Origin of the sequence: Microbacterium paraoxydans (assembly GCF_019056515.1) — a bacterium.
Taxonomy (GTDB): domain Bacteria; phylum Actinomycetota; class Actinomycetes; order Actinomycetales; family Microbacteriaceae; genus Microbacterium.
Genome location: NZ_CP064873.1, coordinates 3,326,908 through 3,352,898 on the forward strand (window position 1 = coordinate 3,326,908; position 25,991 = coordinate 3,352,898).

General features: G+C 70.5%; 30 protein-coding genes. 17 read left to right on the forward strand and 13 right to left on the reverse strand.

Features of this window, described 5'->3' with window-relative positions; all coding sequences use genetic code 11:
* Positions 1-53: 53 nt before the first annotated feature.
* Positions 54-1,649, reverse strand: a complete 1,596-nt coding sequence (locus IZR02_RS16315) for an ABC transporter substrate-binding protein (RefSeq protein ID WP_025102791.1) — start codon at positions 1,647-1,649, stop codon at positions 54-56.
* A gap of 128 nt (positions 1,650-1,777) precedes the next feature.
* Between IZR02_RS16315 and IZR02_RS16320 the strand changes: the two genes are divergently transcribed.
* From IZR02_RS16320 to IZR02_RS16340, 5 genes are all read left to right on the forward strand, one after another.
* Positions 1,778-2,500 (forward strand): FadR/GntR family transcriptional regulator, encoded by a 723-nt coding sequence (locus tag IZR02_RS16320; RefSeq protein ID WP_025102792.1) that lies wholly within the window; start codon positions 1,778-1,780, stop codon positions 2,498-2,500.
* Between the two features lie 48 nt (positions 2,501-2,548).
* Positions 2,549-3,466, forward strand: a complete 918-nt coding sequence (locus IZR02_RS16325; RefSeq protein WP_025102793.1) for a DUF808 domain-containing protein — start codon at positions 2,549-2,551, stop codon at positions 3,464-3,466.
* A gap of 2 nt (positions 3,467-3,468) precedes the next feature.
* Positions 3,469-3,996, forward strand: a complete 528-nt coding sequence (locus IZR02_RS16330; RefSeq protein ID WP_115642541.1) for a GNAT family N-acetyltransferase — start codon at positions 3,469-3,471, stop codon at positions 3,994-3,996.
* 2 nt (positions 3,997-3,998) lie between these two features.
* Positions 3,999-4,706 carry a nicotinamide riboside transporter PnuC gene (gene pnuC / locus IZR02_RS16335; protein WP_025102795.1) on the forward strand — a complete coding sequence of 236 codons (708 nt, stop codon included), beginning with the start codon at positions 3,999-4,001 and terminating at the stop codon, positions 4,704-4,706.
* 74 nt (positions 4,707-4,780) lie between these two features.
* Positions 4,781-6,145 (forward strand): LLM class flavin-dependent oxidoreductase, encoded by a 1,365-nt coding sequence (locus IZR02_RS16340; RefSeq protein WP_029989156.1) that lies wholly within the window; start codon positions 4,781-4,783, stop codon positions 6,143-6,145.
* A 70-nt stretch (positions 6,146-6,215) separates the two neighbouring features.
* Here the strand turns inward: IZR02_RS16340 and IZR02_RS16345 are convergent, their stop codons facing one another.
* Both IZR02_RS16345 and IZR02_RS16350 read right to left on the reverse strand, forming a co-directional pair.
* Positions 6,216-6,392: a hypothetical protein gene (locus IZR02_RS16345; RefSeq protein WP_025102796.1), complete on the reverse strand. Its 177-nt coding sequence runs from the start codon at positions 6,390-6,392 to the stop codon at positions 6,216-6,218.
* A gap of 9 nt (positions 6,393-6,401) precedes the next feature.
* The gene (locus IZR02_RS16350; protein WP_025102797.1) at positions 6,402-6,767 is read right to left on the reverse strand and encodes a hypothetical protein; all 366 of its coding nucleotides are present in this window, start codon (positions 6,765-6,767) and stop codon (positions 6,402-6,404) included.
* Between the two features lie 54 nt (positions 6,768-6,821).
* Here IZR02_RS16350 and IZR02_RS16355 point away from each other — a divergent pair, with 54 nt between their 5' ends.
* Positions 6,822-7,571 carry a DeoR/GlpR family DNA-binding transcription regulator gene (locus tag IZR02_RS16355; protein ID WP_025102798.1) on the forward strand — a complete coding sequence of 250 codons (750 nt, stop codon included), beginning with the start codon at positions 6,822-6,824 and terminating at the stop codon, positions 7,569-7,571.
* Here IZR02_RS16355 and IZR02_RS16360 read toward each other — a convergent pair.
* Positions 7,504-8,304 carry a MerR family transcriptional regulator gene (locus IZR02_RS16360; RefSeq protein ID WP_231729530.1) on the reverse strand — a complete coding sequence of 267 codons (801 nt, stop codon included), beginning with the start codon at positions 8,302-8,304 and terminating at the stop codon, positions 7,504-7,506. The genes IZR02_RS16355 and IZR02_RS16360 overlap by 68 nt on opposite strands.
* Before the next feature lie 61 nt (positions 8,305-8,365).
* Here IZR02_RS16360 and IZR02_RS16365 point away from each other — a divergent pair, with 61 nt between their 5' ends.
* The 6 genes from IZR02_RS16365 to IZR02_RS16390 all read left to right on the forward strand — a co-directional run bounded on the left by IZR02_RS16365 (position 8,366) and on the right by IZR02_RS16390 (position 12,807).
* Positions 8,366-8,824, forward strand: coding sequence for a DUF6194 family protein (locus tag IZR02_RS16365; protein ID WP_025102800.1), 459 nt, complete (start codon positions 8,366-8,368; stop codon positions 8,822-8,824).
* Between the two features lie 5 nt (positions 8,825-8,829).
* Entirely contained in the window at positions 8,830-9,330 is a 501-nt protein-coding gene (locus tag IZR02_RS16370) for a putative immunity protein (RefSeq protein WP_367997123.1), read from the forward strand.
* Positions 9,331-9,480: 150 nt separating this feature from the next.
* Positions 9,481-10,158, forward strand: a complete 678-nt coding sequence (locus IZR02_RS16375) for a response regulator transcription factor (RefSeq protein WP_025102802.1) — start codon at positions 9,481-9,483, stop codon at positions 10,156-10,158.
* Positions 10,151-11,476, forward strand: coding sequence for a sensor histidine kinase (locus IZR02_RS16380; protein WP_025102803.1), 1,326 nt, complete (start codon positions 10,151-10,153; stop codon positions 11,474-11,476). The genes IZR02_RS16375 and IZR02_RS16380 overlap by 8 nt, the downstream gene beginning before the upstream one ends.
* A gap of 169 nt (positions 11,477-11,645) precedes the next feature.
* Entirely contained in the window at positions 11,646-12,551 is a 906-nt protein-coding gene (locus IZR02_RS16385) for a hypothetical protein (protein ID WP_025102804.1), read from the forward strand.
* 28 nt (positions 12,552-12,579) lie between these two features.
* The gene (locus tag IZR02_RS16390; RefSeq protein WP_025102805.1) at positions 12,580-12,807 is read left to right on the forward strand and encodes an RNA-binding S4 domain-containing protein; all 228 of its coding nucleotides are present in this window, start codon (positions 12,580-12,582) and stop codon (positions 12,805-12,807) included.
* Here IZR02_RS16390 and IZR02_RS16395 read toward each other — a convergent pair.
* Complete coding sequence (locus IZR02_RS16395; RefSeq protein WP_240183547.1) at positions 12,747-13,739, reverse strand: DMT family transporter; 993 nt, start codon at positions 13,737-13,739, stop codon at positions 12,747-12,749. The genes IZR02_RS16390 and IZR02_RS16395 overlap by 61 nt on opposite strands.
* A gap of 32 nt (positions 13,740-13,771) precedes the next feature.
* Between IZR02_RS16395 and IZR02_RS16400 the strand changes: the two genes are divergently transcribed.
* A complete protein-coding gene (locus IZR02_RS16400) occupies positions 13,772-14,377 on the forward strand; it encodes a TetR/AcrR family transcriptional regulator (protein ID WP_025102807.1) in 606 nt (201 codons plus the stop codon).
* Here IZR02_RS16400 and IZR02_RS16405 read toward each other — a convergent pair.
* Positions 14,374-14,850, reverse strand: coding sequence for a hypothetical protein (locus IZR02_RS16405; RefSeq protein ID WP_025102808.1), 477 nt, complete (start codon positions 14,848-14,850; stop codon positions 14,374-14,376). The two genes, IZR02_RS16400 and IZR02_RS16405, sit on opposite strands and share 4 nt — an antisense overlap.
* 91 nt (positions 14,851-14,941) lie before the next feature.
* On the opposite strand from IZR02_RS16405, the gene IZR02_RS16410 reads away from it, so the two are divergent.
* On the forward strand, positions 14,942-15,574 hold the full coding sequence (locus tag IZR02_RS16410) for a winged helix-turn-helix transcriptional regulator (RefSeq protein ID WP_085605250.1): 633 nt from the start codon (positions 14,942-14,944) through the stop codon (positions 15,572-15,574).
* A 9-nt stretch (positions 15,575-15,583) separates the two neighbouring features.
* Here the strand turns inward: IZR02_RS16410 and dnaB are convergent, their stop codons facing one another.
* The gene (gene dnaB / locus IZR02_RS16415) at positions 15,584-16,957 is read right to left on the reverse strand and encodes a replicative DNA helicase (RefSeq protein WP_025102810.1); all 1,374 of its coding nucleotides are present in this window, start codon (positions 16,955-16,957) and stop codon (positions 15,584-15,586) included.
* Between the two features lie 516 nt (positions 16,958-17,473).
* On the opposite strand from dnaB, the gene IZR02_RS16420 reads away from it, so the two are divergent.
* Together IZR02_RS16420 and IZR02_RS16425 are read left to right on the forward strand one after the other, a co-directional pair.
* Positions 17,474-18,538 carry a hypothetical protein gene (locus tag IZR02_RS16420; RefSeq protein WP_025102811.1) on the forward strand — a complete coding sequence of 355 codons (1,065 nt, stop codon included), beginning with the start codon at positions 17,474-17,476 and terminating at the stop codon, positions 18,536-18,538.
* A 102-nt stretch (positions 18,539-18,640) separates the two neighbouring features.
* A complete protein-coding gene (locus IZR02_RS16425) occupies positions 18,641-20,503 on the forward strand; it encodes a beta strand repeat-containing protein (RefSeq protein ID WP_025102812.1) in 1,863 nt (620 codons plus the stop codon).
* A 206-nt stretch (positions 20,504-20,709) separates the two neighbouring features.
* Here IZR02_RS16425 and IZR02_RS16430 read toward each other — a convergent pair whose 3' ends face one another.
* The 6 genes from IZR02_RS16430 to rpsF all read right to left on the reverse strand — a co-directional run bounded on the left by IZR02_RS16430 (position 20,710) and on the right by rpsF (position 25,035).
* Positions 20,710-21,075, reverse strand: coding sequence for a cupin domain-containing protein (locus IZR02_RS16430; RefSeq protein ID WP_062637798.1), 366 nt, complete (start codon positions 21,073-21,075; stop codon positions 20,710-20,712).
* A 16-nt stretch (positions 21,076-21,091) separates the two neighbouring features.
* A complete protein-coding gene (locus IZR02_RS16435) occupies positions 21,092-23,227 on the reverse strand; it encodes a CapA family protein (protein ID WP_217316533.1) in 2,136 nt (711 codons plus the stop codon).
* A 140-nt stretch (positions 23,228-23,367) separates the two neighbouring features.
* Positions 23,368-23,820 carry a 50S ribosomal protein L9 gene (gene rplI, locus IZR02_RS16440; protein ID WP_025102814.1) on the reverse strand — a complete coding sequence of 151 codons (453 nt, stop codon included), beginning with the start codon at positions 23,818-23,820 and terminating at the stop codon, positions 23,368-23,370.
* An 11-nt stretch (positions 23,821-23,831) separates the two neighbouring features.
* Complete coding sequence (rpsR, locus tag IZR02_RS16445; protein ID WP_017203799.1) at positions 23,832-24,086, reverse strand: 30S ribosomal protein S18; 255 nt, start codon at positions 24,084-24,086, stop codon at positions 23,832-23,834.
* Positions 24,087-24,157: 71 nt separating this feature from the next.
* Complete coding sequence (locus IZR02_RS16450; protein ID WP_025102815.1) at positions 24,158-24,661, reverse strand: single-stranded DNA-binding protein; 504 nt, start codon at positions 24,659-24,661, stop codon at positions 24,158-24,160.
* A gap of 5 nt (positions 24,662-24,666) precedes the next feature.
* Positions 24,667-25,035, reverse strand: coding sequence for a 30S ribosomal protein S6 (gene rpsF, locus IZR02_RS16455; protein WP_021201450.1), 369 nt, complete (start codon positions 25,033-25,035; stop codon positions 24,667-24,669).
* Between the two features lie 224 nt (positions 25,036-25,259).
* On the opposite strand from rpsF, the gene IZR02_RS16460 reads away from it, so the two are divergent.
* Complete coding sequence (locus tag IZR02_RS16460; protein WP_051582178.1) at positions 25,260-25,964, forward strand: hypothetical protein; 705 nt, start codon at positions 25,260-25,262, stop codon at positions 25,962-25,964.
* Positions 25,965-25,991 lie beyond the last annotated feature (27 nt).

Here is a 25,991-nt window from a genome sequence, read left to right on the forward strand (position 1 = left end):
GTGGCGGGGGCGCGCTCTTCGGGCGAGCGCGCCCCCGCCCTGTCGGGCAGGTGCTACTTCGCGGCCACGCCGACGTCGAGGAACGACAGTCCGGTCGTGGGGACCGGCTGGAAGCCGACCAGCTCCTGCGAGCTCCAGGCGGTGGGCAGCTTGCGGTGGAACAGCGGGTACAGCACGGCCTGGTCGGAGATCAGGTCGTACGCCTGGTTCCAGGACTCCTGCTGCTCCTCGCCCTCCTGGGTGACGGCGGTGTCGAGCAGCGTGCGCAGCTCGGCGTACTCCGGGGAGTCGGCCCAGGCGGTGCGCGTCTGGGTCCAGACGTTCTCGCCGTACCACCAGTTCATGAGCAGGTCGGGGTCCACGCCGAACACCGACGGGTCACCGGGGGCGATGGCGACGGTGTAGTCGCCGGAGTCGACCTTCTCGTACATCGACGCCGACTGGCTGATGTCGAGGGTGGTGTCGATGCCGATCGCGTCGAGGGACTCCTTGATGAGCGGGGCCACCTCCTTCACCCATCCGGTGTCGGTCATGCGCAGCGTGATCGCGAGGTCGGAGACCCCGGCCTCCGCCAGCAGCTCCTCCGCCTTCTCCGGGTCGTACGAATAGACCGTGGAGGCCTCGTGGTAGTTCGGGTAGTCCTCGGGAAGGAACGACGTGGCCGGGGTGGCGTTGCCGAGCATGCCGGTCTCGATGATCTTGTCCATGTCGAGCGCGTAGTGCAGGGCCTGGCGGACGCGGACGTCGTCGAACGGCTCGGCCTTCGTGTTGAACATCATGAAGAGGAGGCCGAACGACTGCACGCTCTCGACCTCGGCCGAGGCGGCCAGCCCGTCGGCGTCGATGTAGGGCACGTCCTCGATCGCCTGCACCGTGCCGGTCGACATCGCGGTGACGCGGGCGGAGGCGTCGGCGAGGAGGTTCCAGTTCATGCCCGCGGCGAGCGCGGGACGCGGGCCGTTGTAGTCGTCGTACCGCTCGAAGACGATCTTGTCCTCGGGAACGGCGGAGACGAGCGCGTACGGACCGGAGCCGATCGGGTTCGCGCCGAACTCCTCGGGATCGGCCTCGACCACGGCCTTCGGCACGATCTTGACGACGCCGAGACGGTCGTCGATGAGGGAGAACGGGTAGTCGGTGGTGATCCGGACGGTGTCCTCGTCGACGGCCGTGACGGTGTCGATGAACTCGACGAACGAGCGGAACAGGGAGTTGTTCGCGGGGTCGAGGACGCGCTCGTAGCTGAAGACCACGTCGTCGGCGGTGACCGGGTCTCCGTTCTGGAACGTCGCGCCTTCGCGGAGGTCGATGTCGTAGGTCGTCTCGTCGACCTGCGTCGGGAAGTCGGCGGCGAGGGCGGGGGCGGGCTCCTGCGTGACGGGGTCGAGGTCGATGAGTCCCTCGAAGACGTGCCAGTTCGCCGAGACCGTCACGGCGCCGGAGGCGACCATCGGGTCGAAGCTGCCGTTCAGGGTGTACGAGATCCCGGCCTCGATGATGCCGTCCGGGTCGATGTCGCTCGCGGCGGGGCTCTCGGCGGTGCTGGCGGCGCCGCCGCCGCAGCCGGCGAGGGCGAGGGACGCGGCGACCGTGCCGGCGACCGCCATCGCGAGACGACCCGCGCGGCGGCGAGTGCTGTGTCGGTTCATGTGTGCTCCAGGTGGTGGGGGGCGACGCCTTGAGGACATCTGACGTCTGATGTACTCTAAACACACGTTCGACCGGATCACAAGAGTGAGAGGATCGGAGCGTTTCCGGCAGGCAGGAGAGGGACCCTATGAAGTCCACCACGGGGAGGGCGTCGCGGATGCGGCGAGCCACGACGGCGGATCAGATCAAGCAGCTCATCCTCACGCGCGGACTCACCCCCGGCGACCCGCTGCCGACCGAGGCCGAGCTCTGCGAGGAGCTCGACGTGTCGCGCTCCTCGGTCCGTGAGGCGATCCGCACGCTCTCCACCCTCGACATCGTCGACGTCCGGCACGGACACGGCACCTACGTGGGTCCGATGTCGCTGGACCCGATGGTCGAGGCGCTCGTCTTCCGGGGCGTGCTGTCCCCCGAGGGGTCGCTGCAGGCCCTGCGCGAGGTCGTCGAGGTGCGCCTCGCGCTCGACCTCTCCATGGCCGAGCGCGTGGTCGAGGCCGCTCAGGCGCAGGCGGACCCGGAGCTCGACGAGCTCGTCGCCGAGATGGTCGACAAGGCCGGCCGCGGCGAGTACTTCCTCGACGAGGACAGGGCGTTCCACACCCGCCTCTTCGGCGCCATCGACAACCGCCTGGTCGGCCAGCTCGTCGGCGCGTTCTGGGACGTGCACACCGCCGTGCTCCCGCAGCTCGGCATCGCGCAGCCCGACGACATCCACAAGACCGCCAAGGCGCACGGCGACATGCTGGACGCCGCGCGCTCCGGCGACGTCGAGCGCTACCGCCGGGCCGTCATCGAGCACTACCAGCCGCTGCAGCGGGTGCTGGCGACCGCGGAGGACGTGCGGGCCTGAGCCCGGGAGTCGGTAGTCTGACTTTCCCACCACGGAAAGAGGACCTGCATGTCCGTTGGACTGCTCGCCGTCGTCGACGACATCCTGAGCGCCGCGATGAAGGCGTCGGCGAAGGCCGCCGGAGTCGTCATCGACGACGCCGCCGTGACCCCGCAGTACGTGCAGGGCCTCACCCCGGCCCGCGAGCTCCCTGTGGTCGGCAAGATCGCCCTCGGGTCGCTGGTGAACAAGTTCGTCATCATCATCCCCATCGCCCTGCTGCTCACGGCCTTCGCGCCGTGGGTGCTGCCCTACCTGCTGATCCTCGGCGGCTCGTACCTGTGCTTCGAGGGCGCGGAGAAGGTGCTCGAGTGGTTCGGCGTGCAGCACGGCCACGCCGACGAGGGCGCCCGCGACGAGAGGAAGCTCGTGCTCGGCGCCGTCCGCACCGACCTCATCCTCTCGACCGAGATCATGCTCATCTCCCTCGCCAGCCTCGACAAGGGACTCGGCATCTGGTCCACCCTCGCGATCCTCGCGGTGATCGCGCTGGTCATGACCGTCGCGGTGTACGGGGCCGTGGCGCTCCTGGTGAAGATCGACGACATCGGCCTGAAGATGGCGAAGAACCCCGCGCAGCGCGTCCGGCACACCGGCACCCGCATCGTCCGCTCCATGCCCGCGGTCTTCCGCTTCATCAGCGTGCTCGGCACGGTCGCCATGCTCTGGGTCGGCGGGCACCTCGTCCTCATCAACCTCGGCGAGGTCGGGCTGCACGCCCCGGCCGACGTGCTCCATGCGGTCGAACACGCGCTGGAGCCCCTCGGCGGCTTCGTGGTGTGGGTGGTCGACACCCTCATCTCCGCGATCGCCGGTCTCGTCTGGGGCCTCGTGATCGTCGGCGTCGTCCTCGGCATCGCGAAGCTCTTCGGCAGGAAGCCGAGCTTCCACGAGGGCGAGGCCTCCCCCGCCGACATCCACGTCTGACGATGACCGCCGTGCACCTCAGGCCCGCCGAGAGCGCCGACCTCGACACGATCACCGAGATCCACAACCACGCCGTCCTGCACACGACCGCGATCTGGAACGAGGAGGCCGTGGATCGCGCCGACCGGGAGGCGTGGCTCGCCGACCGGACCGCGCGCGGCTGTCCCGTCATCGTCGCCGCCGACGAGAGCGGCGTCGTGGGCTATGCGTCCTACGCCCAGTGGCGCCCGCACAGCGGCTACCGCCTCACCGTGGAGCACTCCGTCTACGTGCGCGGCGATCAGCGCGGACGCGGCATCGGCACGCTCCTCATGATCGAGCTCATCGCCCGGGCCCGGGCAGCCGGGATGCACGTGATGATCGGCGGTGTGGAGAGCGGCAACACCGCCTCCCTCGCCCTCCACGAACGCCTCGGATTCCGGGAGGTGGGCCGCATGCCCCAGGTCGGCGCGAAGTTCGGCCGGTGGCTCGACCTCAGCATGCTGCAGCTCGTGCTCGACGAGCGCCCCACCCCCGACGCGGCGCTCTAGCGATGGGCTTCCTGCAGTGGCTCGTCGACGCCTTCTCCTCGTCCTGGGTGCTTCCGGGTGGGCAGACGCTCCTGGTGCGTGAGGTCGTCGGGAACGCGTTCGGACTCGCGAGCGCCCTCGGCGGCATGCGGCGCAAGGTCTGGGCGTGGCCGATCGGCATCGTCGGCAACCTCCTGCTGCTCACGGTGTTCCTCGGCTCCGCACTGAGCCCCGACCCGTCGCTCCCGCATCTGCTCGGTCAGGCCGGGCGGCAGATCATGTTCATCGCCGTCGCGATCTATGGATGGGTCCGCTGGCGGAATGCCGACGGCGGTCGCATCGTGCCGCGGTGGGCGCCGACCGGGGCCCGCATCGGTCTGGTCGTCGTCCTCGTCGTCGGGACCGTGGCGCTCACCCCCCTGTTCCGCGCCCTGGGTTCGTGGGAGCCGGTCTGGGCCGACGCCTGGACCTTCGTCGGGTCGCTGCTCGCGACCTACGGCATGGCCAAGGGCTGGACCGAGTTCTGGCTCATCTGGATCGCCGTGGACGTGGTGGGGGTGCCGCTGCTGTTCAGCTCCGGCTACTACGCGACCGGCCTCATGTACGTGTTCTACGGCGTCTTCACGGCGGTCGGGTTCGTGATCTGGTGGCGAGCGCAGCGACAGGCCGCACACCCGATCGAGATCCTCCCTCCCGACCCGAGCCCCCGCCGTCCGGACGACGAGGCCTGAGCCGCACCACGGATTGTTTCCGTGCGTGTCGATCCCGCTCGCCCCGGCCCCGTCCGGTCCCGTTTCATGGGGGCATGACCCGGCAGATCCGCTTCAACGCGTTCGACATGAACTGCGTCGCCCACCAGTCGTCCGGCCTGTGGCGGCATCCGGAAGACCGCTCGCGGCAGTACAACACCCTGTCGTACTGGACCGACCTGGCGAAGCTGCTGGAGAGCGCGACCTTCGACGGCATCTTCATCGCCGATGTCCTGGGCACCTACGACGTCTACGGCGGTACGAACGAGGCCGCCATCCGCAACGGCGCCCAGGTGCCGGTGAACGACCCGATCCTCCTGGTCAGCGCGATGGCCGCGGTGACCGAGCACCTCGGCTTCGGCGTCACGGCCGGCACCGCGTTCGAGCACCCCTACCCGTTCGCTCGACGACTCAGCACGCTCGATCACCTCACCCAGGGCCGCGTCGGCTGGAACGTCGTGACCGGCTATCTGCCCAGCGCCGCGCGGAACATGGGCCAGGAGGACCAGCTCGCCCACGACGACCGCTACGACCACGCGGACGAGTACGTCGAGGTGCTCTACAAGCTCTGGGAGGGGTCGTGGGAGGACGACGCGGTGGTGGAGGACCGTGAGCGCGGCATCTTCACCGACCCGTCGAAGGTGCACCCGATCCGGCACGAGGGGAAGCACTTCTCCGTGCCCGGCATCCACATCTCGGAGCCGTCGCCGCAGCGCACCCCGGTGATCTACCAGGCCGGCGCCAGCCCGCGCGGGGTGCGGTTCGCGGCGGAGAACGCCGAGGCCATCTTCGTCGCGGCGCCCTCGAAGGAGGTGCTCGCCGGGACGGTGAAGCGCATCCGCGACGCCCTCGAGGCCGCGGGGCGCGACCGTTACGACGCCCGCATCTACACGCTGCTGACGGTGATCACCGCGGCGACGAGCGAGGAGGCGGCCGCGAAGCACGCCGAGTACCTCTCCTACGCGAGCCCGGAGGGGGCGCTCACCTTCATGTCGGGGTGGATGGGCGTCGACCTGTCGCAGTACGCCGAGGATGAGCCGGTCGGGAACGTCGAGTCGAACGCGATCCAGTCCGTGCTGCAGCACCTCAAGGAGGAGGCCGACCTCGGTCGCGAGTGGACGGTGGGCGACTTCGGCCGCCACAACGCGATCGGCGGGCTCGGTCCGACGATCGTCGGCTCCGGGGTCGAGATCGCCGACGAGCTGCAGTCCTGGGTCGAGCAGACCGACATCGATGGCTTCAACCTCGCGTACGCGGTCACTCCCGGCACCTGGCAGGACGTCATCGAGCACGTCATCCCGGTGCTGCGGGAGCGGGGCGCCTACCCGGAGGAGTACGTGCCCGGCACGCTCCGCCACAAGCTGCACGGCCGCGGCGACCGGGTCCAGCCCACGCACCGCGCCGCCCAGTATCGCCTCTGACCCCGTTCGAGTCGCCCACTTTGCTGCAAAACCGGCCGTTTTGCCGCAAAGTGAGCGATTCGAAGGCAGGTCAGTCGGCGTCGCGAGTGAAGAGGCTCCGCAGCACGAGGAAGACCACCACGGCGACGACAGCGACGATGGCGAGCTTCGCGATGAACCAGAGCACCGAGAACAGCGCGCTGACGATCCACCACGCGATCACGACGGCGAGGATGACGCCGAGGACGGTCCAGATGTTCTTGGTCATGCCTCCAGCCTACGGAGTCGACGCTGCGGGAATCTCGTCGAGCGATCGGTAGACGGGCAGCCCGAGCTCGTGGGCGATGGCGACGTCCTTGTCCGCGCCCGACGATTCCCCCGGCAGCCGGAGCACCGCGTCGCAGTGCAGGAGCAGTCGGCGGGCGGTCTCGTACATGACGTCGCCCTCGCCGGAGTCGGCGGGCTCGAGGGTGCGGAGGACCGGGAGCGCGACCCACTCCCCGATCATCGGCACGTGGCCGAGGCGGAAGATCGGACCGGACGCCTCCTCCAGGCGCGCCAGATTCCGAGCGATCAGGGCGGGGTCGCCGTCGGTGCCGGAACGGTAGGGACCCGCGATCAGGATCAGGAGTGGCTTCATCATGGAGACGACTGTAATCTGAATCGTGCATAAACGTGCAACTTCGTGAGGAATCGTATGCTCGCTGCTCAGCGCAAGGACCACCTGCTCGCCGCGCTCGCCCGCGAGGGACGGGTCGTGGCGAAGGCTGCGGCCGATGAACTCGGAGTCTCGGAGGACGCCATCCGCCGCGACCTCCGCGAGCTCGCCGAGGAGGGCAGGCTCCAGCGCGTGTACGGCGGCGCGCTGCCCATCGCCGCGGCCGATCGCCCGGTGCGGGAGCGCCACGATCTGGCGACCGAGAGCAAGGAGCGGGTCGCCCGCCAGGCGGTCACGACCATCCTCCCCGGATCGACGATCGTGCTGGATGCCGGAACCACCACGCTCGCAATGGCGCGACTGCTTCCCTCCGGCACCGACATCACGGTCATCACCCCGAGTCCTGCCGTCGCCCTGGCCGTCGCCGAGCACTCGGATGCGCGCGTGATCATGATCGGCGGCGAGCTCGCCCGGCACTCCCTCGTCGCCGGAGGGGGACTCGCGATGGAGGCGATCCAGCACCTCGCCGCCGACGTGTTCTTCGTCGGCGTCACGGGCGTCGACCCCCGACACGGTCTCACGACGGGCGAGCTCGACGATGCCGTCACCAAGCGGGCGATCGCCTCCCGATGCGCCGCGACCGTCGTGCTGGCCAGCGACGAGAAGATCGGCGCCGCTTCGCGCTACCCGGTGTTGCCGTTCGACGCGGTCGCCGCGGTCATCACCGACCCGCTCGACGAGAATCCGCTGATCCAGGATGTGCTGGCGCAGATCCCGGCGCGGGCGTGAGCGACGAACCCGCCTCCTCCGCGAGGCGTTCCGTCAGCAGGGCGTGCAGGTGACCTGCCGCCGCGAGAAGCGCGATGCTGCGGCGCGTGAGGTCGGCCAGACGCTCCGCGAGGATGCGCTGCACGTCTTCGGTGTCACCATGCGCGCGCACCTCGTCGATGATGCGCGAAACGGCGGGGATGCCGTAGCCGCCCGAGCGCAGAGCGGCGGCGATCCGCGCCTCGGTGATCGCGAGGGAGTCATAGGAGCGCACCGATCCCGCACGACGACGGGGGCGCACGAGCCCTTCTCGCTCCCAGTGCCGCAGCGCGGAGGACCGGACACCGAGCGCCTGGGCGAGTTCGCCGATGGCCATCGCATCGTCCTCGACGAACGGATCGTCGGCCTCCGCCACCGCGTCCTCGAGTCCCCGCAGGGCCGCGCGCACCCGTGAGCGTTCGAGGGCGAGATCCGCGTGCAGGGTGTCGATCCGCTCCGCCGCCTGCTCGACCGATCCGCCGATGAGAGCGGGCATCAGTCGACGCGCGGGTACCGGACCGAGTGCCGTCGCCAACGCGCGGTAGGCGCGCAGCGCCAGGGCATGCGGCATCCGATACCGCCGGTACCCGTTCGCACCGCGCTCTGCGGCGGGGAGGACACCGAGGCGCTCGAGGTCGCGCACCTGCTGGGTCGAGTAGTCGACCAGCCGTCCGAGCGCCGCCGTCGTCATCACCTGCTCTTGAGGGTTCTGCACGTGCTTCCTCGTCTTTCCGGGCCTTGCGTCCACATAAGCACATCAGCCACAGCATTGAAGGATGGATATGCAGGAGATCATCGAAGAGGTCCGCTCGTTCGACGGCGTGCTCGTCGTGGCCCCGGAGGCAGGTAGCGACTTCCCCGAACTGTCATGGGGAGACGCGTACTTCTACCACGCGCCCGACGGCCGGATGCCGGAGCGCACGCAGCCGTACGGGACGATCATCACGAAGGACTATCCCGACGACACGTCCTCCGCGCTGGATGCTCCCGGGCGCTTCCGGGTGAACATCCACGTCGGACGCGAGCGCGCGGAGTCGATCGTCGCGGCGGGGGCTCTCACGGGCGGCGACACCGACCCGACGGCGGTCGACGTCTTCCGCCCCCACCCCCTGTACGGCGACGCCGGCTGGGTGTGCGTGATCGATCCCGCCGAGGCGACGGCGGGTACCGTGCTCGCCCTTCTCCGGGAGGCACACGAGGCGGCACGTGCGCGCACCGGACGACGGGCGAGGTGAGTCCCATGTCGACTCCTCAGGGCATGACCGAGGCCGACCGCCGGATCGTCGCGGTGTGGGCGGCCGACTGCGCCGAGCGCGTGCTGCCGCTGTTCGAGAGCGAGGCCCCGGACGACGACCGTGCGCGCGATGCCATCGCCAGGACGCGCGCCTTCGCGCGGGGCGAGCTCACAGCTGCAGGCGAGATCCGTCGCCGCTTCGTCGCGGGCAGGGCCGCCCGCAGCGCCGTGACCCCTGCCGGCACCGCGGCCGCCCGCTCCGCGGCGCAGGCCGCCGGGGTCGCGCACATGGGAGCGCATGCTCTCGGGGCAGCCGCCTACGCCGCGCGAGCTGTCGAGCTGGCACGCCCGGATGATCCGGACTCCCGTGCCGCCGAGGTGCGCTGGCAACTCGCGCACCTCTCCCCGGAGGCCGCTGCAGCCCTGCGCACCCTCCCGCCCTGGGCACCGACCCCGCCGGCCCCCTCGGCCCCGGACTCCTCTCCTCCGGCCCCCTCGGCGAGGTGATCCGCGAGATCCAGGCGCACTTCTCGTCGTAAGTCGCTCTTCGAATCGCGCAACTTGCTGCATCTGAGCCCGGAATGGAACCAGGTGCGCGATTCGAAAGCGGCCGACGGCTTCAGCCCCGATTCAGCGACGAGCCACCACACTGGAGGGATGCGGATCCTGGTGGTGGACGACGAGGTGCGTCTGGCCGAGGGCGTGCGCCGCGGACTCGAGGCGGAGGGCTTCGCGGTCGACGTCGCCCACAACGGCATCGACGGCCTCTGGCGGGCCCGCGAGACCCGGTACGACGCCATCGTGCTCGACCTGATGATGCCCGGCATGAGCGGGTGGAAGGTGTGCGAGGCCCTGCGCGCCGAGGAGAACTGGACTCCCGTGCTGATGCTCACCGCCAAGGACGGCGAGTGGGATCAGGTGGAGGCGCTGGAGAGCGGCGCCGACGACTACGTCACCAAGCCCTTCTCGTTTGCGATCCTCGTGGCGCGGCTCCGGGCTCTCGTGCGCCGCGGTGCCGTGGCACGACCGACGATCCTGGAGGCCGGCGACCTGCGGCTGGACCCCGCCGGACACCACGTGTGGCGTGGCGAGACCCCGATCTCCCTCACGGCCCGCGAGTTCGCGGTGCTCGAGCATCTGATGCGCCACCGCGGGCAGGTGCTGTCGAAGCGCGACCTCCTGGCCGGCGTCTGGGACGACGACTTCGACGGCGACCCGAACATCGTCGAGGTGTACATCGGCCACCTCCGCCGCAAGGTCGACAAGCCGTTCGGGCGCGAGGCGATCGAGACCATCCGCGGTGCAGGCTACCGGCTGGCGGCCAACGGTGGCTAGGCGGCTCTGGCGGTCGGTCCGCGGTCGGACGACCCTGGGCGCCACCCTCGTCGTCGCGGTCGCGCTGCTCCTCGGAGCCTTCTCCTTCTACGGGGTGCTGAGCGCGAGCATCCACGGCAGCACCGAACGCGCGGCGGAACAGCGGCTGGAGGAGCTCGTCAGCCGATTCGACGGTCCGGGCCGACGCGGACCCGACCAGCTCGACGATGACCTCGTGCAGCTGCTCGGGCGGGACGGAGCGGTGCGCGCGGCGAGCGAGGAGGCCGCCGATGCGCTCGGCGCCACCCCGCTGCCCGTGGACGACGATCCGCAAGTCGTCCGGATCGACGGCGAGCCGATGGTCGTGGTGTCGGAAGACGTCGAGGGCGACCAGACCCTCGTCCTCGCGGTGCCGATGGACGAGGATGCGGAGACCCTGTCGACGGTGGCGACGCTGCTCGTGATCGCCGTCCCCGCGCTGCTGCTGCTCGTGGCCGTCACGACCTGGCTCGTCACGGGGCGCGCGCTGCGCCCGGTCACCCGCATCCGCCAGGAGGTCGAGGGCATCACCGCCGAGCGCCTCGATCACCGGGTGCCCGTTCCCGACACCGCGGACGAGATCCACTCCCTCGCCGTGACGATGAACGGGATGCTCGACCGGCTCGACGCGGCGGCGACCGCGCAGCGCCGCTTCGTGTCCGATGCCTCGCACGAGCTCCGCTCGCCCCTGGCGACGATCCGTCAGCACGCCGAGCTCGCCCAGGCGCACCCGGAGGTGACGAGCATCGACGAGCTCGCGGAGGTGGTGTCCGAGGAGGGGCTGCGGCTGCAGGGCATCGTGGAGTCGCTGCTGCTCCTCGCCCGCCTCGACGAGGGTGTCACCGGGAGCACCGAACCGGTGGACCTGGACGACCTGGCCCTCGCGGAGGTGCGTCGGCTGCGAGCCACCGGGCTCGACGTCGACGGCTCCGGAATCCGTGCGGCCCGCACCGTCGGCGACCCCCGGCTGCTCGGCCAGCTGCTGCGGAACCTCGCCGACAACGCCGCGCGGCACAGCAACGGCCGCGTGGCGATCGGGGTGGAGCCGCAGGCGGAGCACGTCGTCCTCACGGTCGAAGACGACGGGGCCGGCATCCCGCCGGAGGAGCGGGACCGCATCTTCGAACGCTTCGTCCGGCTCGACGAGGCCCGCAGTCGCGACGTGGGAGGCAGCGGGCTCGGTCTCGCGATCGCGCACGGCATCGCCACCGCCGCCCACGGCGCGATCACGGTGGACACCTCCCGGTGGGGCGGCGCCCGCTTCACCGTCACCCTCCCCCTCGCCGGCCCTCTCTCCTGACCGACCGCCCGGGCACAGTTTCGGAGATCCCCGACGACACCCCGGTCATGGCCGCCGCGCGGCGGCGTGTCGTTCCCGAGCTCCGAAGTCGGGCCCGAGATATCGGTTCCTGAACGGGGCTTCAGGAGGCTTCAGGGTGGCTTCAGCGGCGTCGGGAGACCATCGAGACATGAACGACAAGACTCCTGCTCCCGACCAGAACCCCACGCCGGACGAGAACGACACCGCAGGTCAGAACGCGGCTCCCGCCGTCCCGAATGCGGGCCAGGACGAGCACGCCGGACAGGACACCCCCGCCGGCCCCGGCACCACCGCCGACGCCCCGACGGTCCCGGTCGCACCGACCCCCGGCCCCGCCTCCGGCCCTGCCGCTGCCCCGAACGCCGCCCCGGAGGCACCGGCCGCCGCCGCAACCCCCGCCACGCCCGGACGCAAGCGCGCGCTCCTGATCGGCGGCGGGATCGCGGCCGCGGTGCTGCTCGCCGGCGGAGGCGTCGCGGTGGGTGCCGCGATCGGCGACGAGTTCGGCGACGACGACGACCGCCCCGCCATGGAGGGCCCCCGACACGAGGGCGACCACGGCCCGCGCGGTGACCACCGCGGCGACGAGGATGCCCGCCCGAGCGGAGACCGGGGCGACCGCGGCCCTGTCACCGGCATCGGCACCGACGACGTCGACGAGCTCCTCGCGATCGCCGCCGCCGCCCAGGACGCCGCCGAGGGCGAGGTCACCTCGATCGACGCGAAGCGCGACGGAACGTGGGAAGTGCAGCTGACCACGTCCGCCGGGGACGAGACCGAGGTGCGCGTGGACGACGACCTCACCGCGACCGTGGTGTCGACCGACGCCGCAGACGACGACGACAAGGGACCGACTCTCACGCTGGACGAGGAGACCATCCGCACTCTCGTCGACGCCGCCCTCGCCGTGGCCGAGGGGATGATCACCGACCTCGATGTGGAATCCGACGACGTGAGCCCCTACGACGCCTCCGTCCTCACGACGGACAACCGCTCGATCGACATCTCCTTCGACGCCTCGTTCGCGGTCGTCGGCACCGACGTCGACGAGTGACCGCGGCCCTGACGGCTAGCATGCAAGGATGACGAACTCCGATCCGATCGACGAGGTCTCCATCGGCGGCGAGGTCATCCGCCTCGGCCAGTTCCTCAAGTTCGCGGGACTGCTGGACTCGGGCGGCGACGCGAAAGAGGTCATCATCGACGGCTACGTCACCGTGAACGGCGAGGTGGACCGGCGCCGCGGGCGTCAGCTCCGCGACGGCGATGTGGTGACCTTCGAGGGCCGGGCGGTCCGCGTCCGGCCCTGACCCGGCATCGCGGAGCCTCCCTCCACCTCCGCGCCCCGGTTCCGCGCCTCGCTCACGAGCACCGCGGTCACCCCGGCGCCGCACAGCACGAACCCGCCGAGCGTGATCGCCGTGAGGGGTTCGCCGAGCAGCAGCGCCCCGCCGATCGCGGTCGCCGGGGCGACGAGGAAGAGCAGCGCCTGCAGTGCGGTGATGCCGACCCGGCGCAGTAGCCACCAGTAGAGGCCATAGGCGCCGAGCGTGGGGAAGACGGCGGTCAGGACCACGGCGATCCAGAACGACGGTCGCGCCGGCGGAACGAGTGCCCCGGCGAGCGCGGCGATGACGAGGAGCAGCACGGCGGTCACGCTCACGTGGATGGTCAGGGTCAGCAGCACCCCCGTACGCACGGCCGTCCGCCGCTGCACCAGGGTGCCGATCACGAGGCAGACCATCGCCGCCGCCGGAAGCAGATACGCGACGAGCGGCGCGGAGCCCGCGCCGAACTGGGACTGCACCACGAGCAGCACCCCCACCGCCCCGATCACCAGTCCCGCCACCTGGGCGCCGCGCACACGGAGGCCCAGCACCGGCCCGACCAGCACGGCGACGAGCAGCGGCTGGACCGCGTCGATCAGCGCGACGGTGCCGGTGGCGATCCCTGCGGCGACGGCTGCGTACACCGCAGCGCAGTACCCGAATTGGGCGAGCGCTCCGATGACCGCTTGGACACCGAGCTCCCGCGCGGTCATCCCCTTCGCCGCTCCGGACACCGCGACAAGGGTCACGAGCAGGACGGCGAGCGGCGTGAACCGCCAGACCAGGAGCGTCAGCGGGTCGACGTCCGCGGTGGCGACCGCAGGGATGAGGAATCCCGAGCTCCACGTGAGGACGAAGGCCACCGCTGCACCCGCGGTCACGACCCGGGAGAGTATACCGATCTGTTTACTCATCCCGTCACTATACAGGTTGGTATACTCATCGCATGTCGACCGCCGTGCCGGAGCTCCCGCCGCTGACCCCCGGGGCGCGCCGCGTGCTCGATGCCGCCTCCGACCTCTTCTACGAGCGCGGCATCCACGCCGTCGGGGTCGACACCATCGCCGCTGCGGCCGGGGTGACGAAGAAGACCCTGTATGACCGCTTCGGATCGAAGGAAGCGCTCGTCGTGTCCTACCTGCAGCACCGGGACGCCCGCTGGCGGGATCACGTCGCCGCTCACCTCGCACGGGTCCCGGATCCGGGGCACGCCCGCGTGCTCGCGATCTTCGATGCCGCCATCTCCTGGGCGCCGGACCACAGCACCAAGGGATGCAGCGCCATCAACGCGCGCGCCGAGATCGACGGCCCCGGGGACGCCCCGCTGGTGCTCGCCGAGGCTCGTCGCGAGAAGGAGTGGCTGCTCGCGGTCTTCGCTGAGCTCTGCGGTGAGGCCGGGCTCCACCACCCGGACCGGCTCGCCGAGACGCTCATGCTGCTCTATGAAGGCGCGATCGTCACCGTCGGCATGGGGACGTTCGCGGAGCCGTTCGCGACCGCTCGGGACAGCGCGCGCCGACTGCTGGAATCCGCTGCGTCCGACGCGTCCTAGACGCCGGTCGTCGGTGAGGACGCGCGCGGCGGCAGCACCGCGCGCACCGTGACCACGAGGAACGCCACGAGCAGCACCACCATCGTCACGTCCGCGACGATGTAGGCGTAGTGCGCGCCGTCGGTTCCCGGAGCCTCCTGCCCTGCGATGACGAGGTCGCTGCGCCGATTGAGGATCGGGCGGATGACGATGACCTCGACGAGGAACACCAGCCACAGCCCGCCGAGCAGCAGAGCCGAGGAGCGCCCGGCACGGGCACGGACGCTGACCGCCGTCAACACGAGGAGCACCGCTCCCGCGAGGACGTTGAGGGCGATGAACACGAGGCGACCGATGCCGAGACCCAGCGGGATCGTGATTCCGGGAGCCAGGAACTTCAGCGGTGCCTCCAGGAACGAGATCGCGATGATCGCCCCGAGCAGGAAAGCGGGCAGCAGCAGGCGAAGTGCCGTCACCGTGCGTCCACCCGTCATGGCCTCAGGCTAACCGGGCGGTCCGCACCCCCGGCGGCGGGTGACCGTGGAAATCGGCCCCTCGCTCTGCGCTCAGGGGATAATGGGTAACATGCCACGTCCTACCGACGCCTACCGCGGACTCATGCAGAGCAGCCGGCTGCGGGTTCTCGCCGCCTTGATGGACACTCCGGGAATCGGCCTCGCCGAGCTCTCCCTCCGCATGGGCCTCCACGTGAACACCCTGCGCGACCACCTCCGCGTGCTCGAGGGTGAGGGTCTCGCCCGGTCCGAGGTGGAGCACACGGGCCGCCGAGGAAGACCGCGCCTCCGCTTCTCCCCCGTGCTGCCGAGTGAGCCGAATGAGATCGAGGAACGGCGGGTCCAGGAGGCGATCCGCCACGGCGACCTCATGCGCGCGGTGCTCCCGGCGACGCGATCAGGCCTGCCCGAGGCCGCGACGCATCAGCTCGACGCACTGTTCCACCACCTCGACGACGTGGGCCTGCAGCCCGACATCGACGAGAAGGCGATGACCGTCGACCTCTCCCCCTGCCGCTTCCACACGCTGCTGACCGATGACCAGACCGTGGTCTGCCGGGTGCACGAGGAGCTCATGAAGTCGGTGCTGGCGAGAGCGGGCGGACCCGTGGAGATCGAACGCGTGATCCCGTTCACGAGCGCGCACTCCTGCCACGTCCGGCTCAGCCTCCGCGAGGAGTCGGCGTCCGACGCAGGAAGCTGACGCCACAGCTCAGTTGAAGTCGCCGCCCGGCGCCATGTCGGCGAACCGGGAGTAGTGCCCCTGGAAGGCGACGGTGATGGTCGCGGTCGGACCGTTACGGTGCTTGGCCACGATGAGGTCGGCCTCGCCGGGACGGACGTCCTTGTCGTAGACCGAGTCGCGGTGCAGCAGGATGACCATGTCGGCGTCCTGCTCGATCGATCCGGACTCTCGCAGGTCGCTGATCGCGGGCTTCTTGTCCTGGCGCTGCTCGGGACCACGGTTCAGCTGCGACAGTGCGATGACCGGGACCTGCAGCTCCTTGGCGATGAGCTTGAGGCTTCGAGAGAACTCCGAGACCTCCTGCTGACGGGACTCGACGCGCTTACCCGACGTCATGAGCTGGAGGTAGTCGATGATGACCATGCGCAGACCGGCACGCTGCTTCAGCCGTCGGCACTTCGCCCGGATCTCGACGAGCGTCATGTTCGGGCTGTCGTCGATGTAGAGCGGGGCGTCGTTGATGCGGCCGCGGGTGGCGGCGACCGTCGTCCAGTCCCGCGGGTCGAGCGTTCCCTTGCGCATGTTCTGCAGCGGGATCGCCCCCTCGGCGCTGAGCAGACGCATCGCGATCTCGCTCTTGCCCATCTCGAGGGAGAAGAAGATCGAGGGGAAGTCGTGCCCGATCGAGGCCGCACGGGCGAAGTCGAGGGCGAGCGTGGACTTTCCCATCGCGGGTCGCGCGGCGACGACGATCATCTGCCCGCCGTGCAGGCCGTTGGTGAGCTCGTCGAGCTCGCGGAAGCCGGTGGGGATGCCGGTCATGGAACCGTCGCGGCCGTTGGCCGCCTCGATCTCCTCGACCGCGGCGTCGACCGCGACCGTGAGCGGCACGTAGTCCTCGGCCGTCTCCGAGCCGGTCACCGAATAGATCTCGGCCTGCGCGTTGTTGACGATGTCGGTCGCGTCGCCCTGGCCGTCGTAGCCGAGCTGGACGATGCGCGTCCCGGCGTCGACGAGGCGGCGGAGGATCGCGCGCTCGGAGACGATGCCGGCGTAGTAGCCGGCGTTGGCCGCGGTCGGGACGATCGACGTGAGCGTGTGCAGGTAGTCGGCGCCGCCGGCCTTGTTCAGCTCACCGGTCTTGATCAGCTCGTCGGTGACCGCGACGACGTCGGTCGGTTCACCGTGGGAGTAGAGCGAGAGGATCGCCTCGAAGATGAGTTCGTGCTTGGGGATGTAGAAGTCGGCGCCCTTGAGCGTCTCGATCACGTCGGCGACCGCGTCCTTCGACAGGAGCATGCCGCCCAGGGCGCTCTGCTCGGCGAGGAGGTCGTGCGGAGGGGTGCGCTCGGGCGGACGCTGCCCTCCCAGGCGCTCCTCGGAGATGTCGGCGATCGACACTGTGTTCCCTTCGATGCGACGATTCTGAGGCGGGCCCCGCGCGCGCATCCGCGGATGCCGGTGCGGGGGACCGCGGCCGCGCGGCGGCCATCCCCAGACAAGCAGGTGCCCCCGACATTCGGTCGCTCGACCACGCTATGAGCGGTCTCCACACGGTGCAACACGGCCTGTGGATAACCATGTGGACAGCGTGCGGACAATCTCGGAGTGTCTGTGCAGAACAGGTGTGGATAACCCGGTGGACGGTGTGAACGCCGAACTTTTTTTATTGCCCTGACCGGGGTTTCATCGTTTCCCCACCCTGTGGATGAAAACGAGTTTAAATTGCGCGTTGAAGGTTTCCCCTCCGGAGGGGGCATGTGTAGAACCTGGGGAAAGTCAAGCCGGAAATCCGCCGGGCGCGTCACGATCTGACACGAGAAGAATCGGATGTAAACGCCCCTGGACAGACAGGGGGTGCGCGAGTATTCTGCCTCCCATCGACACACCCGTGGACCTTCGGAGGGGGAGGACGACGTGGACGCTCGGACCACCCGACGCGGCGTACCCCACGCCGTCCTCTGGGGTGGAATCGGCGCGCTCGCCTGGGCAGCCCTGACCGTCCTCACCGGCGGCGGCTCCGCGCACGCGGACGAGCAGCCGAAGGGTCCGCTCGACAGCCTCACCTCGGTCGTATCCGAGACCGTCACCGCCGTGACGAAGCCGGTCGTGAACGACGTCGTGGCTCCGGTGGTGAACCAGGTGGCGACTCCGGTGGTCCAGGAGGTCGTCGCGCCCGTGGTGCACGAGGTCGTGGCTCCGGTCGTGACCCACACCGTCGCTCCCGTGCAGGAGGCCGCTCCCGCCGTCGTCGAGACGGTGACCGAGACGGTGACGCAGGTCCCGGTCGTCGGAGACACCGCGGCCCCGGTGCTCGAGGCGGTGGCCGAGACCACCGAGACGGTCGCCGAGCCCGTGACCGACGTGCTCGGCTCTGCACCGGTCTCGCAGATCACGGCGCCCGTGCTCGACCTCGTCGGCGGCCTTCCGCTGGTCGGCGGCATCGTCGTCGACTCCGGCGCCATCGACCTGGTCGAGAACGTCGTCGGCGTCGTCGATGGCACGACCGGCCTGATCGGCGGCGTCGTCGAGGAGACCGTTCCGCCGGTCGTCGAGGTGCTCACGCCACACGAGCCGGCCGCACCGCAGACCCCGGAGGGCTCCGTCCCCGCGGGTGTGACCACAGCGCGCGACGGGATCGCCGCGCTTCCCGAGCCTGCGCCCGCACCGTCGGCCTCCCCGAGCACGGGCCAGCACTCTGCGCTCCGTACCGTGGCTTCCTTTGCAGGCCCGGTCTCCGCGCCCCACTCCTCGGACGCCGGCGCCGGTGACGCTGCTCCGGTGCCGCTCGGTGCTCCTCCGGCCGCTCCGGCCGCCCCCGCCTCTTCCTCCGCCACCTCGGCCGGAGGTTCCACCAGCGCCCCCGCTCGCCTCAGCGAGATCGGGGCGACCCCGCTCCGTGCTGGGGAGCGGGCAGCCGGCGCACGGGACGACGTCCTTCCGGGCGCCCCCGTCGCCGACACCGACGTCTCTCCCGACTGACGGACTGTCGCGTCATCCCACCCGGATGACAGATGCCGTGCTGCGCGCGCACTTCCTCGCGTGCATCCCATCAGACAGACCAGTCACGTCAGGAGAACCATCATGCGTACCTACGCGAAGCGCGTCCTCTGGGGCACGCTCATCGCCGGCGGGATCACCCTGCTCGGCGCGACGGCCGCCAATGCGGCCGAGACATCCGGAGACGACGGCTTGCTCTCCGGCACCCAGGCCGTAGCGCCCATCACCGCCCCGATCACGGTCGTCGACAACGCGATCTCCGTGCTCGGCGATGCGGCATCCACGGCGCCTGCCCCGGCCCCTGCTCCGGCACCGGCTCCCGCTCCCGCCCCCGCTCCGCAGACGAGCGGCGAGGAGGGCACGGCATCCGGCACCCAAGCCGTGGTGACCGTGAACCTTCCCGTCACGGTGACGGACAACGCCATCAGTCTCACCGAAGACTCCACGACCAGCACCCCGGCCGCCGCTCCTCCCCAGAGCGCGGCTCCCCAGGCCCCTGACGCGGCCGGGGTGCTTTCCCTCGACACGGACGGCCTGGATGGTGTGCTCTCGGGCACCCAGGCTCTCGTGGCGGTCAACGCCCCGGTGACCGTGTCCGACAACGCCATCTCGCTGCTCGGTGACTCCGAGTCGGCCGCCGAGGGGGAGAGCGCCGCAGCACCGGCGCCTGCCCCGGCGACCGGGTCGAGCACCTCGGGCGAGGACGGCACCGCGAGTGGCACGCAGGTCGTCGCCCCGGTGACGGCCCCGGTCACGGTGGGCGGCAACGCCATCTCGGTCCTCGGCGACAGCGAGGCCACCGGCACCACCGGCGGCACCACGGCCCCGACCGCACCCGCGGCCGGCGGGAGCACCACCGGCGGTGGGGACAGCATTTTCGGAGGCACGCAGGCCGTGGCACCCGTGACGGCTCCTGTCACCGTCGGCGGCAACGCCATCTCGGTCCTCGGCGACAGCGAGGCCTCCGGCACCACCGGCGGCACTGCGACCCCGACCGCACCCGCGACCGGGTCGAGCACCTCGGGCGAGGACGGCACCGCGAGCGGCACCCAGGTCGTCGCCCCGGTGACGGCCCCGGTCACCGTCGGCGGCAACGCCATCTCGATCCTCGGCGACAGCGAGGCCTCCGGCACCTCCGGCGGCACCGCGGCCCCGACCGCACCCGCGACCGGGTCAAGCACCTCGGGCGAGGACGGCACCGCGAGCGGCACCCAGGTCGTCGCCCCGGTGACGGCCCCGGTCACCGTCGACGGCAACGCCATCTCGGTCACCGACGACGCCACCGTCACCGGCACCACCGGCGGCACCACGTCCCCGACCGCACCCGCGACCGGAGGCAGCACCACCGGCGGCGACGACAGCACCCTCGGCGGCACCCAGGTGGTCGCACCCGTGACCGCCCCCATCGGCGTCACCGGCAACGCCATCTCCGTCACCGACGACGCCACCGTCACCGGCACCACCGGCGGCACGTCCCCGACCGCACCCGCGGCCGGCGGCAGCACCACCGGCGGCGACGACAGCATCCTCGGCGGGACTCAGCTGGAGCTCCCCGTGACGCTTCCCATCACGATCGGCGGGAACGCGATCTCCGTCGTCGGCGAAAGCACGGTGACCGATCCCGGCACGAACCCCGGAACGGACCCGGGCACGGATCCGGGCACTGATCCCGGAACGGACCCGGGCACCGACCCCGGCACCGACCCCGGCACCAACCCCGGCACGGACCCCGGCACCAACCCCGGCACCGACCCCGGAGTGAACCCGGGAACGACGCCGAGCACCGGAGCCGGCATGACCAGCATGCCCTGGGCTGCGGGTGCCGCCGCGACGGGTGAGGCCACCGGCCTCGCGATGACCGGTGGCGCCTCGGCCGCGTGGCTGTGGGCCCTCGCCGCTCTCCTGCTGCTGGGAGGTGCGGGCCTGCTGCGCCGTCGCACGGCGTAGGCGCTGAGCCCCGGCGGCGGCGATGTCCTCGGGGGAGGAGACTCGCCCCCGCCGGTGCGCGGCAGCGTCCGCACGTGCGGTGCAGCCCTCGCTGCGCTTCCTCTGCCGAGCGTGACCGCCGCGCAAACGGCGGATGCCCCGTGGTCCCCCCACCGCGGGGCATCCGTGCGCCCGTTCTGCGGACGCACGGGACGCGATGCGGGGGCTTAGCCGAGCTCCTGGAGCTCCGCTGTCATGTCGCCGCCTGCGTCTCCGGTGTTGACCGTGCCCTTCGGCTCGAAGAGGATCGCCTGCACCTCTTCCTCGGCTTTCGGGCAGTGCTCGACGCCCCGGGGCACCACGAACACGTCGTTCGGGTTCAGGACGACGTCGCGGTCGCGGAGCTGGATCGTCAGGCGTCCGCTCACCACGAAGAACAGCTCGTCGGTCTCGGGATGCGTGTGCCAGACGAACTCCCCCTGCAGCTTCACGACCTTGACGTCGTAGTCGTTGACGCTCGTCAGCCGGTGCGGCTGCCAGTGCTCGTGGATGGTGGACAGGGCCTCGTGCACGTTGCGAACGTCGTCCGTCATGGCCAGCAGCCTATCCTCACGGCGGGGCGATCGACCCGTCGGCGTCGACGACGACAGCACTGCCCGGGAAGTCCCGCCGGCCGCGCTCGTCCATCAGGGCGCCGGCCCGACCGGTCGAATCGGGCGCCGGGGCGCCGCCGTCGGCCTCCAAGCGGATCGAGCGGACCTGTCCGCCGAGAAACGTTCCGTCGGCACGGAGACGGACCGACAGGTAGGCGCCGAAGCGGGTCTCCTCCTCGGCCCCGAAGACGCCCCCTCCCGCGAAGTTGCCCAGGCTGTAGGCGATGAGGCGGCCGCGGTAGAACTCCGCACCCCGGACGACGTGCGGGCCGTGCCCGACCACCAGATCAGCCCCGGCGTCGACGGCCGCGTGCGCGAACGCCTGCGGATCTCCCCGGTTCTCCCCGAAGCTGAGCTCGGTCCCCCCGGTGACCGCGTCGGCCTCCGGTCCCTCGGCGCCCATGTGCGCGTGGACGACGACGAGGTCGGCCTGCTCCGCCGCCGCACGCACGACCTGACCGACGTGACGCAGGTCGGTGACCCGGTTGAATCCCCCATAGGGCGCGAAGCCGACCAGGGCCACGGTGGTCTCCCCCACCCTCGTCACGACGACCTCGTTCCGGTCCCCGACGGCGTCCATGCCCTCCGCGCGCAGAACGGCCCTCGTCTCGTCGACGCCCTTCCGGCCGAAGTCGTGACTGTGGTTGTTCGCCTGATTGAGCACGTCGAAGCCGCGCAGCGCCGCAGCGGCATCCGGCTCGCTGCGGAACGCGAGGCAGTGGTCGCTCCCGCCGCACTTGTCGCCGCCGGTGTCCGCCGCGATCACCTGCTCCAGATTGCCGGTGACGAGGTCCTCGGTGAACCAGGGGCGTACCTCGTCGAAGGTCGATCGCCCGCGATCCGCCGGGATTCCGCGCGACGCGTCGTACAGCAGGATGTCGCCCACGGCGCCGATGCTGACTTCTCCCTCGCTGGTGGCGGCGCGGTCGATGATCGCGGAAGGCCGAGCGGGGATCGCCGCTGCCGCGGTGACGGCGAGGCCGACCCCCAGCAGTGCCAGCACCGCGACCGGGGTCCGCCAGGGGACTCTGCGTGGCGCGCCGTCGACCGCGGCCCGCCGACGAGGCAGATCCCACAGCCAGGCGAGTCCGTCGCGAGCGGTGAGCCGATCGAGGCCGATGCACGCGGCGACGAGACCCACCGTGAGCACGATCGGGAGCAGGAGGGCCGCGATCAGCTGCACCGCCTGCCCCGCGTCGGACAGCACTCCCACGAGCGCGGCGTCGGCGAGCGCGAGCAGCGGCATGTGCAGGAGGTAGATCGGCAGGGTGCGGACGCCGAGCGCCTGCAGACCCCGCCCGACCAGAGGGAGGCCCGCGAGGATCGGGGCGACCGCGATTCCCATCGCCACCCCGAGGACGGACACGGTCGGCCACACCCCGGGAACGGTCTCCGTGCCCGTCACGCGCATGACGGCGTAAGCGGCGAGGTACCCGAGGATCAGGGCCCCGGCGAGTGCGGGTCGCGGTCGAGCGGTGAAGCGACGGATGCGCGGCGCGAGGTATGCACCTCCGAGGAAGAAGAAGAGGTTGTAGAGGAGCGATCCGCGGTTGCTCACCACGTCGACCAGTCCGGCGGCCACCGCCACCGAGAGCATGCCGGCACCCACCAGCAGGACGCCGCGCGGCAGTCGGTGCAGGCCCTTCGCGACGACGAAGTACAGCGCGAGCGCGTAGAGGTACCAGGTGTTCGGCGGGCTGATCGTCACCCCCTCCACGAACGCGGAGACGCTCCGCGGCACGAACGTCGGGAAGTCCGGGAATGCCCGCATCGCGGCGGCGTGGATGAGGCTCCACAGCAGATACAGGTAGAGGAAGCGGACGACGCGGGGACGGAACACGACGGCCCACGGTCGGGCCAGCGCCGCGGAGGCGAAGTACCCGGACAGGAACAGGAACAACGGCATGAGGAACGGCCAGATGAGGTCGCTCGCGAGACCCCAGGCTCCGGGGAGGGGGATGCCGAGCCGCCAGTCGACCTGCAGGTAGGTCTTCAGCACGACGTGCCAGAACACCACGAGGACGATCAGCAGCCCCTTCGCGGCATCGCCCCAGGGCGCTCTGGATGTCGGGAAGGGGGGTGGTGTCACCATGGAATCGAGCCAACAGCACAGCATGTTGCGTCGGCGTATGAGAAATGTCGCCTGATCCTCACCTCGTCCCGATGCAGAACGCCCCCTGTCCCGGAGGACAGGGGGCGTTCCGTTCGACAGGCGTGCGCCCGTCGGGTGCCTTACTTGGCGGCGACGACCTGCAGCGTGATGACGGCAGTGACGTCCTCGTGCAGACGCACGGTCGCCTCGTGCTCACCAGTCGCCTTGATGGGCGAGGGGATGTGCACCTTGCGCTTGTCGATCGAGCCGAGGCCCGCAGCCGTGACGGCCTCTGCGACGTCGGCGGTCTTCACCGAGCCGAACAGACGGCCTTCCTTGCCGGCCTTCACCGCGAGACGCACCTTGGTGCCCTCGAGGGTGTTCTTCAGGGCCACAGCCTCGTCGCGGTCGTGGATCGCGCGTGCCTGACGCGCGGCCTGGATCGACGCGACCTGCTTTTCGCCACCACGGGTCCACGCCGTAGCGAAGCCCTGGGGGATGAGGTAGTTGCGGGCGTACCCGTTCTTGACCTCGACCACGTCACCGGCGCTACCCAGCCCGGCGACCTCGTTCGTGAGAATCAGCTTTGCCATCTCAGTACCCCTTACCGGCCGGCGCCAGCGTAGGGCAGGAGCGCCATCTCGCGCGCGTTCTTGATCGCGGTGGCGATCAGACGCTGCTCCTGCACCGACACACCGGTGATGCGACGGGCGCGGATCTTGCCGCGCTCCGAGACGAACTTGCGGAGGGTGGCGACATCCTTGTAATCGATGACGCCGACCCGGATGGACTTCGCGGGAGCGGCGTTCTTCGCGCCCTTCCGCGGCTTGCGGCGGTCGCCGCTCGACTTTCCAGCCATTGCTTTTCCTTAGTGATGAGCGGGGTGCGGCCCTTCGACAAGCTCAGGGACCCACCCGTGAAGAAGTGTTTTCAGAAGGGGGTGTCGTCGCCGAAGCTGCCCGGAGTGCTCCAGGCATCGGCGCTGGTCGACGAGCCGGGCGTGGACCACGGCTCCTCCGACACCTGCTGCTGCTGCGCGGGACGGGACTGTCCCCCGCCGCCACCGCCCGAGGCCGCACGGGTGACCTGCGCGGTCGCGTACCGCAGCGAGGGGCCGATCTCGTCGACCTCCAGCTCGATCGCGGTGCGCTGGTTGCCCTCACGGTCCTGGTAGGAACGCTGGCGCAGACGACCCTGCGCGATCACGCGCATGCCCTTGGTGAGCGAGCCCGCCACGTGCTCGGCGAACTCACGCCACACCGAGGCGCGGAGGAACAGCGCTTCGCCGTCCTTCCACTCGTTCGCGGCACGGTCGAAGTTGCGAGGCGTCGATGCGATGGTGAAGTTCGCCACCGGCAGCCCGTTCTGCGTGTAGCGCAGCTCGGGGTCGGCGGTGAGGTTGCCCACCACGGTGATGACGGTTTCGCCGGCCATGAGACTTAGGCCTTCGCAGCCTTGGCGGCCTTGCGGGCAGCCTTCTCTTCGGAGCGCTTGGCCTCGGAAGCGATCATCGCCTGAGCCTCTTCGGCGCGGAGCACCTTGGTGCGCATGATCTGCTCGTTCAGCTTGAGCTGACGGTCGAGCTCCTGCGTGGCGGCGCTGGTCGCGGTGAAGTTGACGACGGCGTAGATGCCCTCGGTCTTCTTCTGGATCTCGTAGGCGAGACGGCGCTTGCCCCAGATGTCGACGTTCTCGATAGAGCCACCATCGTTGGTGATGACCTTCAGGAACTTGTCGAGCGTCGGGGCGACCTGGCGCTCGTCGATCTCGGGGGTCAGAATGACCATGAGTTCGTACTGGTGCGTCACTTACCCACCTCCTTCGGACTAGAACGGCTCTCGGGACTTTCCCGGGAGCAGGAGGGTGTGTGCACGTGCCCGCCCCAGGCGACCGAGCGGACGCCGGAAGGCAGACAACCTCGACAGTGTAGCGGAGTTTCCTCGGAGCTGCCTCCCGCACTTCCCGCCCGACCTTGGCATGCTGGAGGGCGTGCCTGGTGACGGTCATCGGCACGGACCTGGAGGGGGGCGCCATGCGCGTCAACAAGTGGGGGGTCGGCGTCGTGCTGGCCGCCGCCGTCATGCTCACCGGATGTTCGGCGGGAGCCTCGGAGAAGCCGGCCGAGTCGAAGCCGAGCGGTGCCGCATCGCAGGAGGCCGAAGCGCCGTCCAGCGACTGCCCCGAACTCGCCGACGGTGCCACCGTCGACGGCTCCGCGCTCGGCGCCTGCATCGCCGAGGCCATGACCGACACCGCCGGCTACGCCGCCAAGACCGTCGTGATGGGCATGGAGTCCACCACGCGCTTCAACCCGTCCGAGAAGGCGCTGGAGTCGCTCTCGCCGATGGGCTCGATCGTCGCGATCGGCGACGACGTCTGGGTGAAGTCGCCGTCGAGCGACTGGCAGGCCGCCGACCCGTCGTCGAGCGACCCCATCATCGCCGGCCTCAGCACCACCGCGAAGGACGTCACCGCGATGGACCCCGCCGAGACGGCGAAGGCCATCACGGGTGACTTCACCGTGACCGGCACGGGCGAGCGCCTCGGCCAGAAGGTCTACCTCGTCAGCGGCACCGTCGAGCAGGCGGGCACGCCGGTCGAGGTCGTGTTCGAGGTCACCGAGGACTACGTCAACCTCGCCTCGACCAGCTCCGCGACCGTCCAGGGACAGTCGGTCGACGTCGCCCTCGAGATCACCGAGTGGGACGTGAAGCAGGACATCGTCGCGCCGCTCTGATCGGACGAGACACACGGAAGGGCCGGA

Coding starts and splice junctions, on each gene's coding strand:
- IZR02_RS16325 (WP_025102793.1), top strand. CDS start 2,549: ATGTCCGTTGGACTGCTCGCCGTCGTCGACGACATCCTGAGCGCCGCG.
- IZR02_RS16365 (WP_025102800.1), top strand. CDS start 8,366: ATGGATATGCAGGAGATCATCGAAGAGGTCCGCTCGTTCGACGGCGTG.
- IZR02_RS16370 (WP_367997123.1), top strand. CDS start 8,830: ATGTCGACTCCTCAGGGCATGACCGAGGCCGACCGCCGGATCGTCGCG.
- IZR02_RS16340 (WP_029989156.1), top strand. CDS start 4,781: ATGACCCGGCAGATCCGCTTCAACGCGTTCGACATGAACTGCGTCGCC.
- IZR02_RS16425 (WP_025102812.1), top strand. CDS start 18,641: ATGCGTACCTACGCGAAGCGCGTCCTCTGGGGCACGCTCATCGCCGGC.
- pnuC (WP_025102795.1), top strand. CDS start 3,999: ATGGGCTTCCTGCAGTGGCTCGTCGACGCCTTCTCCTCGTCCTGGGTG.
- IZR02_RS16460 (WP_051582178.1), top strand. CDS start 25,260: ATGCGCGTCAACAAGTGGGGGGTCGGCGTCGTGCTGGCCGCCGCCGTC.
- rpsR (WP_017203799.1), bottom strand. CDS start 24,086: ATGGCTGGAAAGTCGAGCGGCGACCGCCGCAAGCCGCGGAAGGGCGCG.
- IZR02_RS16375 (WP_025102802.1), top strand. CDS start 9,481: ATGCGGATCCTGGTGGTGGACGACGAGGTGCGTCTGGCCGAGGGCGTG.
- IZR02_RS16400 (WP_025102807.1), top strand. CDS start 13,772: ATGTCGACCGCCGTGCCGGAGCTCCCGCCGCTGACCCCCGGGGCGCGC.
- IZR02_RS16395 (WP_240183547.1), bottom strand. CDS start 13,739: ATGAGTAAACAGATCGGTATACTCTCCCGGGTCGTGACCGCGGGTGCA.
- IZR02_RS16315 (WP_025102791.1), bottom strand. CDS start 1,649: ATGAACCGACACAGCACTCGCCGCCGCGCGGGTCGTCTCGCGATGGCG.
- IZR02_RS16385 (WP_025102804.1), top strand. CDS start 11,646: ATGAACGACAAGACTCCTGCTCCCGACCAGAACCCCACGCCGGACGAG.
- IZR02_RS16410 (WP_085605250.1), top strand. CDS start 14,942: ATGCCACGTCCTACCGACGCCTACCGCGGACTCATGCAGAGCAGCCGG.
- IZR02_RS16350 (WP_025102797.1), bottom strand. CDS start 6,767: ATGATGAAGCCACTCCTGATCCTGATCGCGGGTCCCTACCGTTCCGGC.
- IZR02_RS16435 (WP_217316533.1), bottom strand. CDS start 23,227: ATGGTGACACCACCCCCCTTCCCGACATCCAGAGCGCCCTGGGGCGAT.
- IZR02_RS16320 (WP_025102792.1), top strand. CDS start 1,778: ATGAAGTCCACCACGGGGAGGGCGTCGCGGATGCGGCGAGCCACGACG.
- IZR02_RS16345 (WP_025102796.1), bottom strand. CDS start 6,392: ATGACCAAGAACATCTGGACCGTCCTCGGCGTCATCCTCGCCGTCGTG.
- IZR02_RS16450 (WP_025102815.1), bottom strand. CDS start 24,661: ATGGCCGGCGAAACCGTCATCACCGTGGTGGGCAACCTCACCGCCGAC.
- IZR02_RS16355 (WP_025102798.1), top strand. CDS start 6,822: ATGCTCGCTGCTCAGCGCAAGGACCACCTGCTCGCCGCGCTCGCCCGC.
- IZR02_RS16390 (WP_025102805.1), top strand. CDS start 12,580: ATGACGAACTCCGATCCGATCGACGAGGTCTCCATCGGCGGCGAGGTC.
- IZR02_RS16430 (WP_062637798.1), bottom strand. CDS start 21,075: ATGACGGACGACGTTCGCAACGTGCACGAGGCCCTGTCCACCATCCAC.
- rplI (WP_025102814.1), bottom strand. CDS start 23,820: ATGGCAAAGCTGATTCTCACGAACGAGGTCGCCGGGCTGGGTAGCGCC.
- IZR02_RS16405 (WP_025102808.1), bottom strand. CDS start 14,850: ATGACGGGTGGACGCACGGTGACGGCACTTCGCCTGCTGCTGCCCGCT.
- IZR02_RS16330 (WP_115642541.1), top strand. CDS start 3,469: ATGACCGCCGTGCACCTCAGGCCCGCCGAGAGCGCCGACCTCGACACG.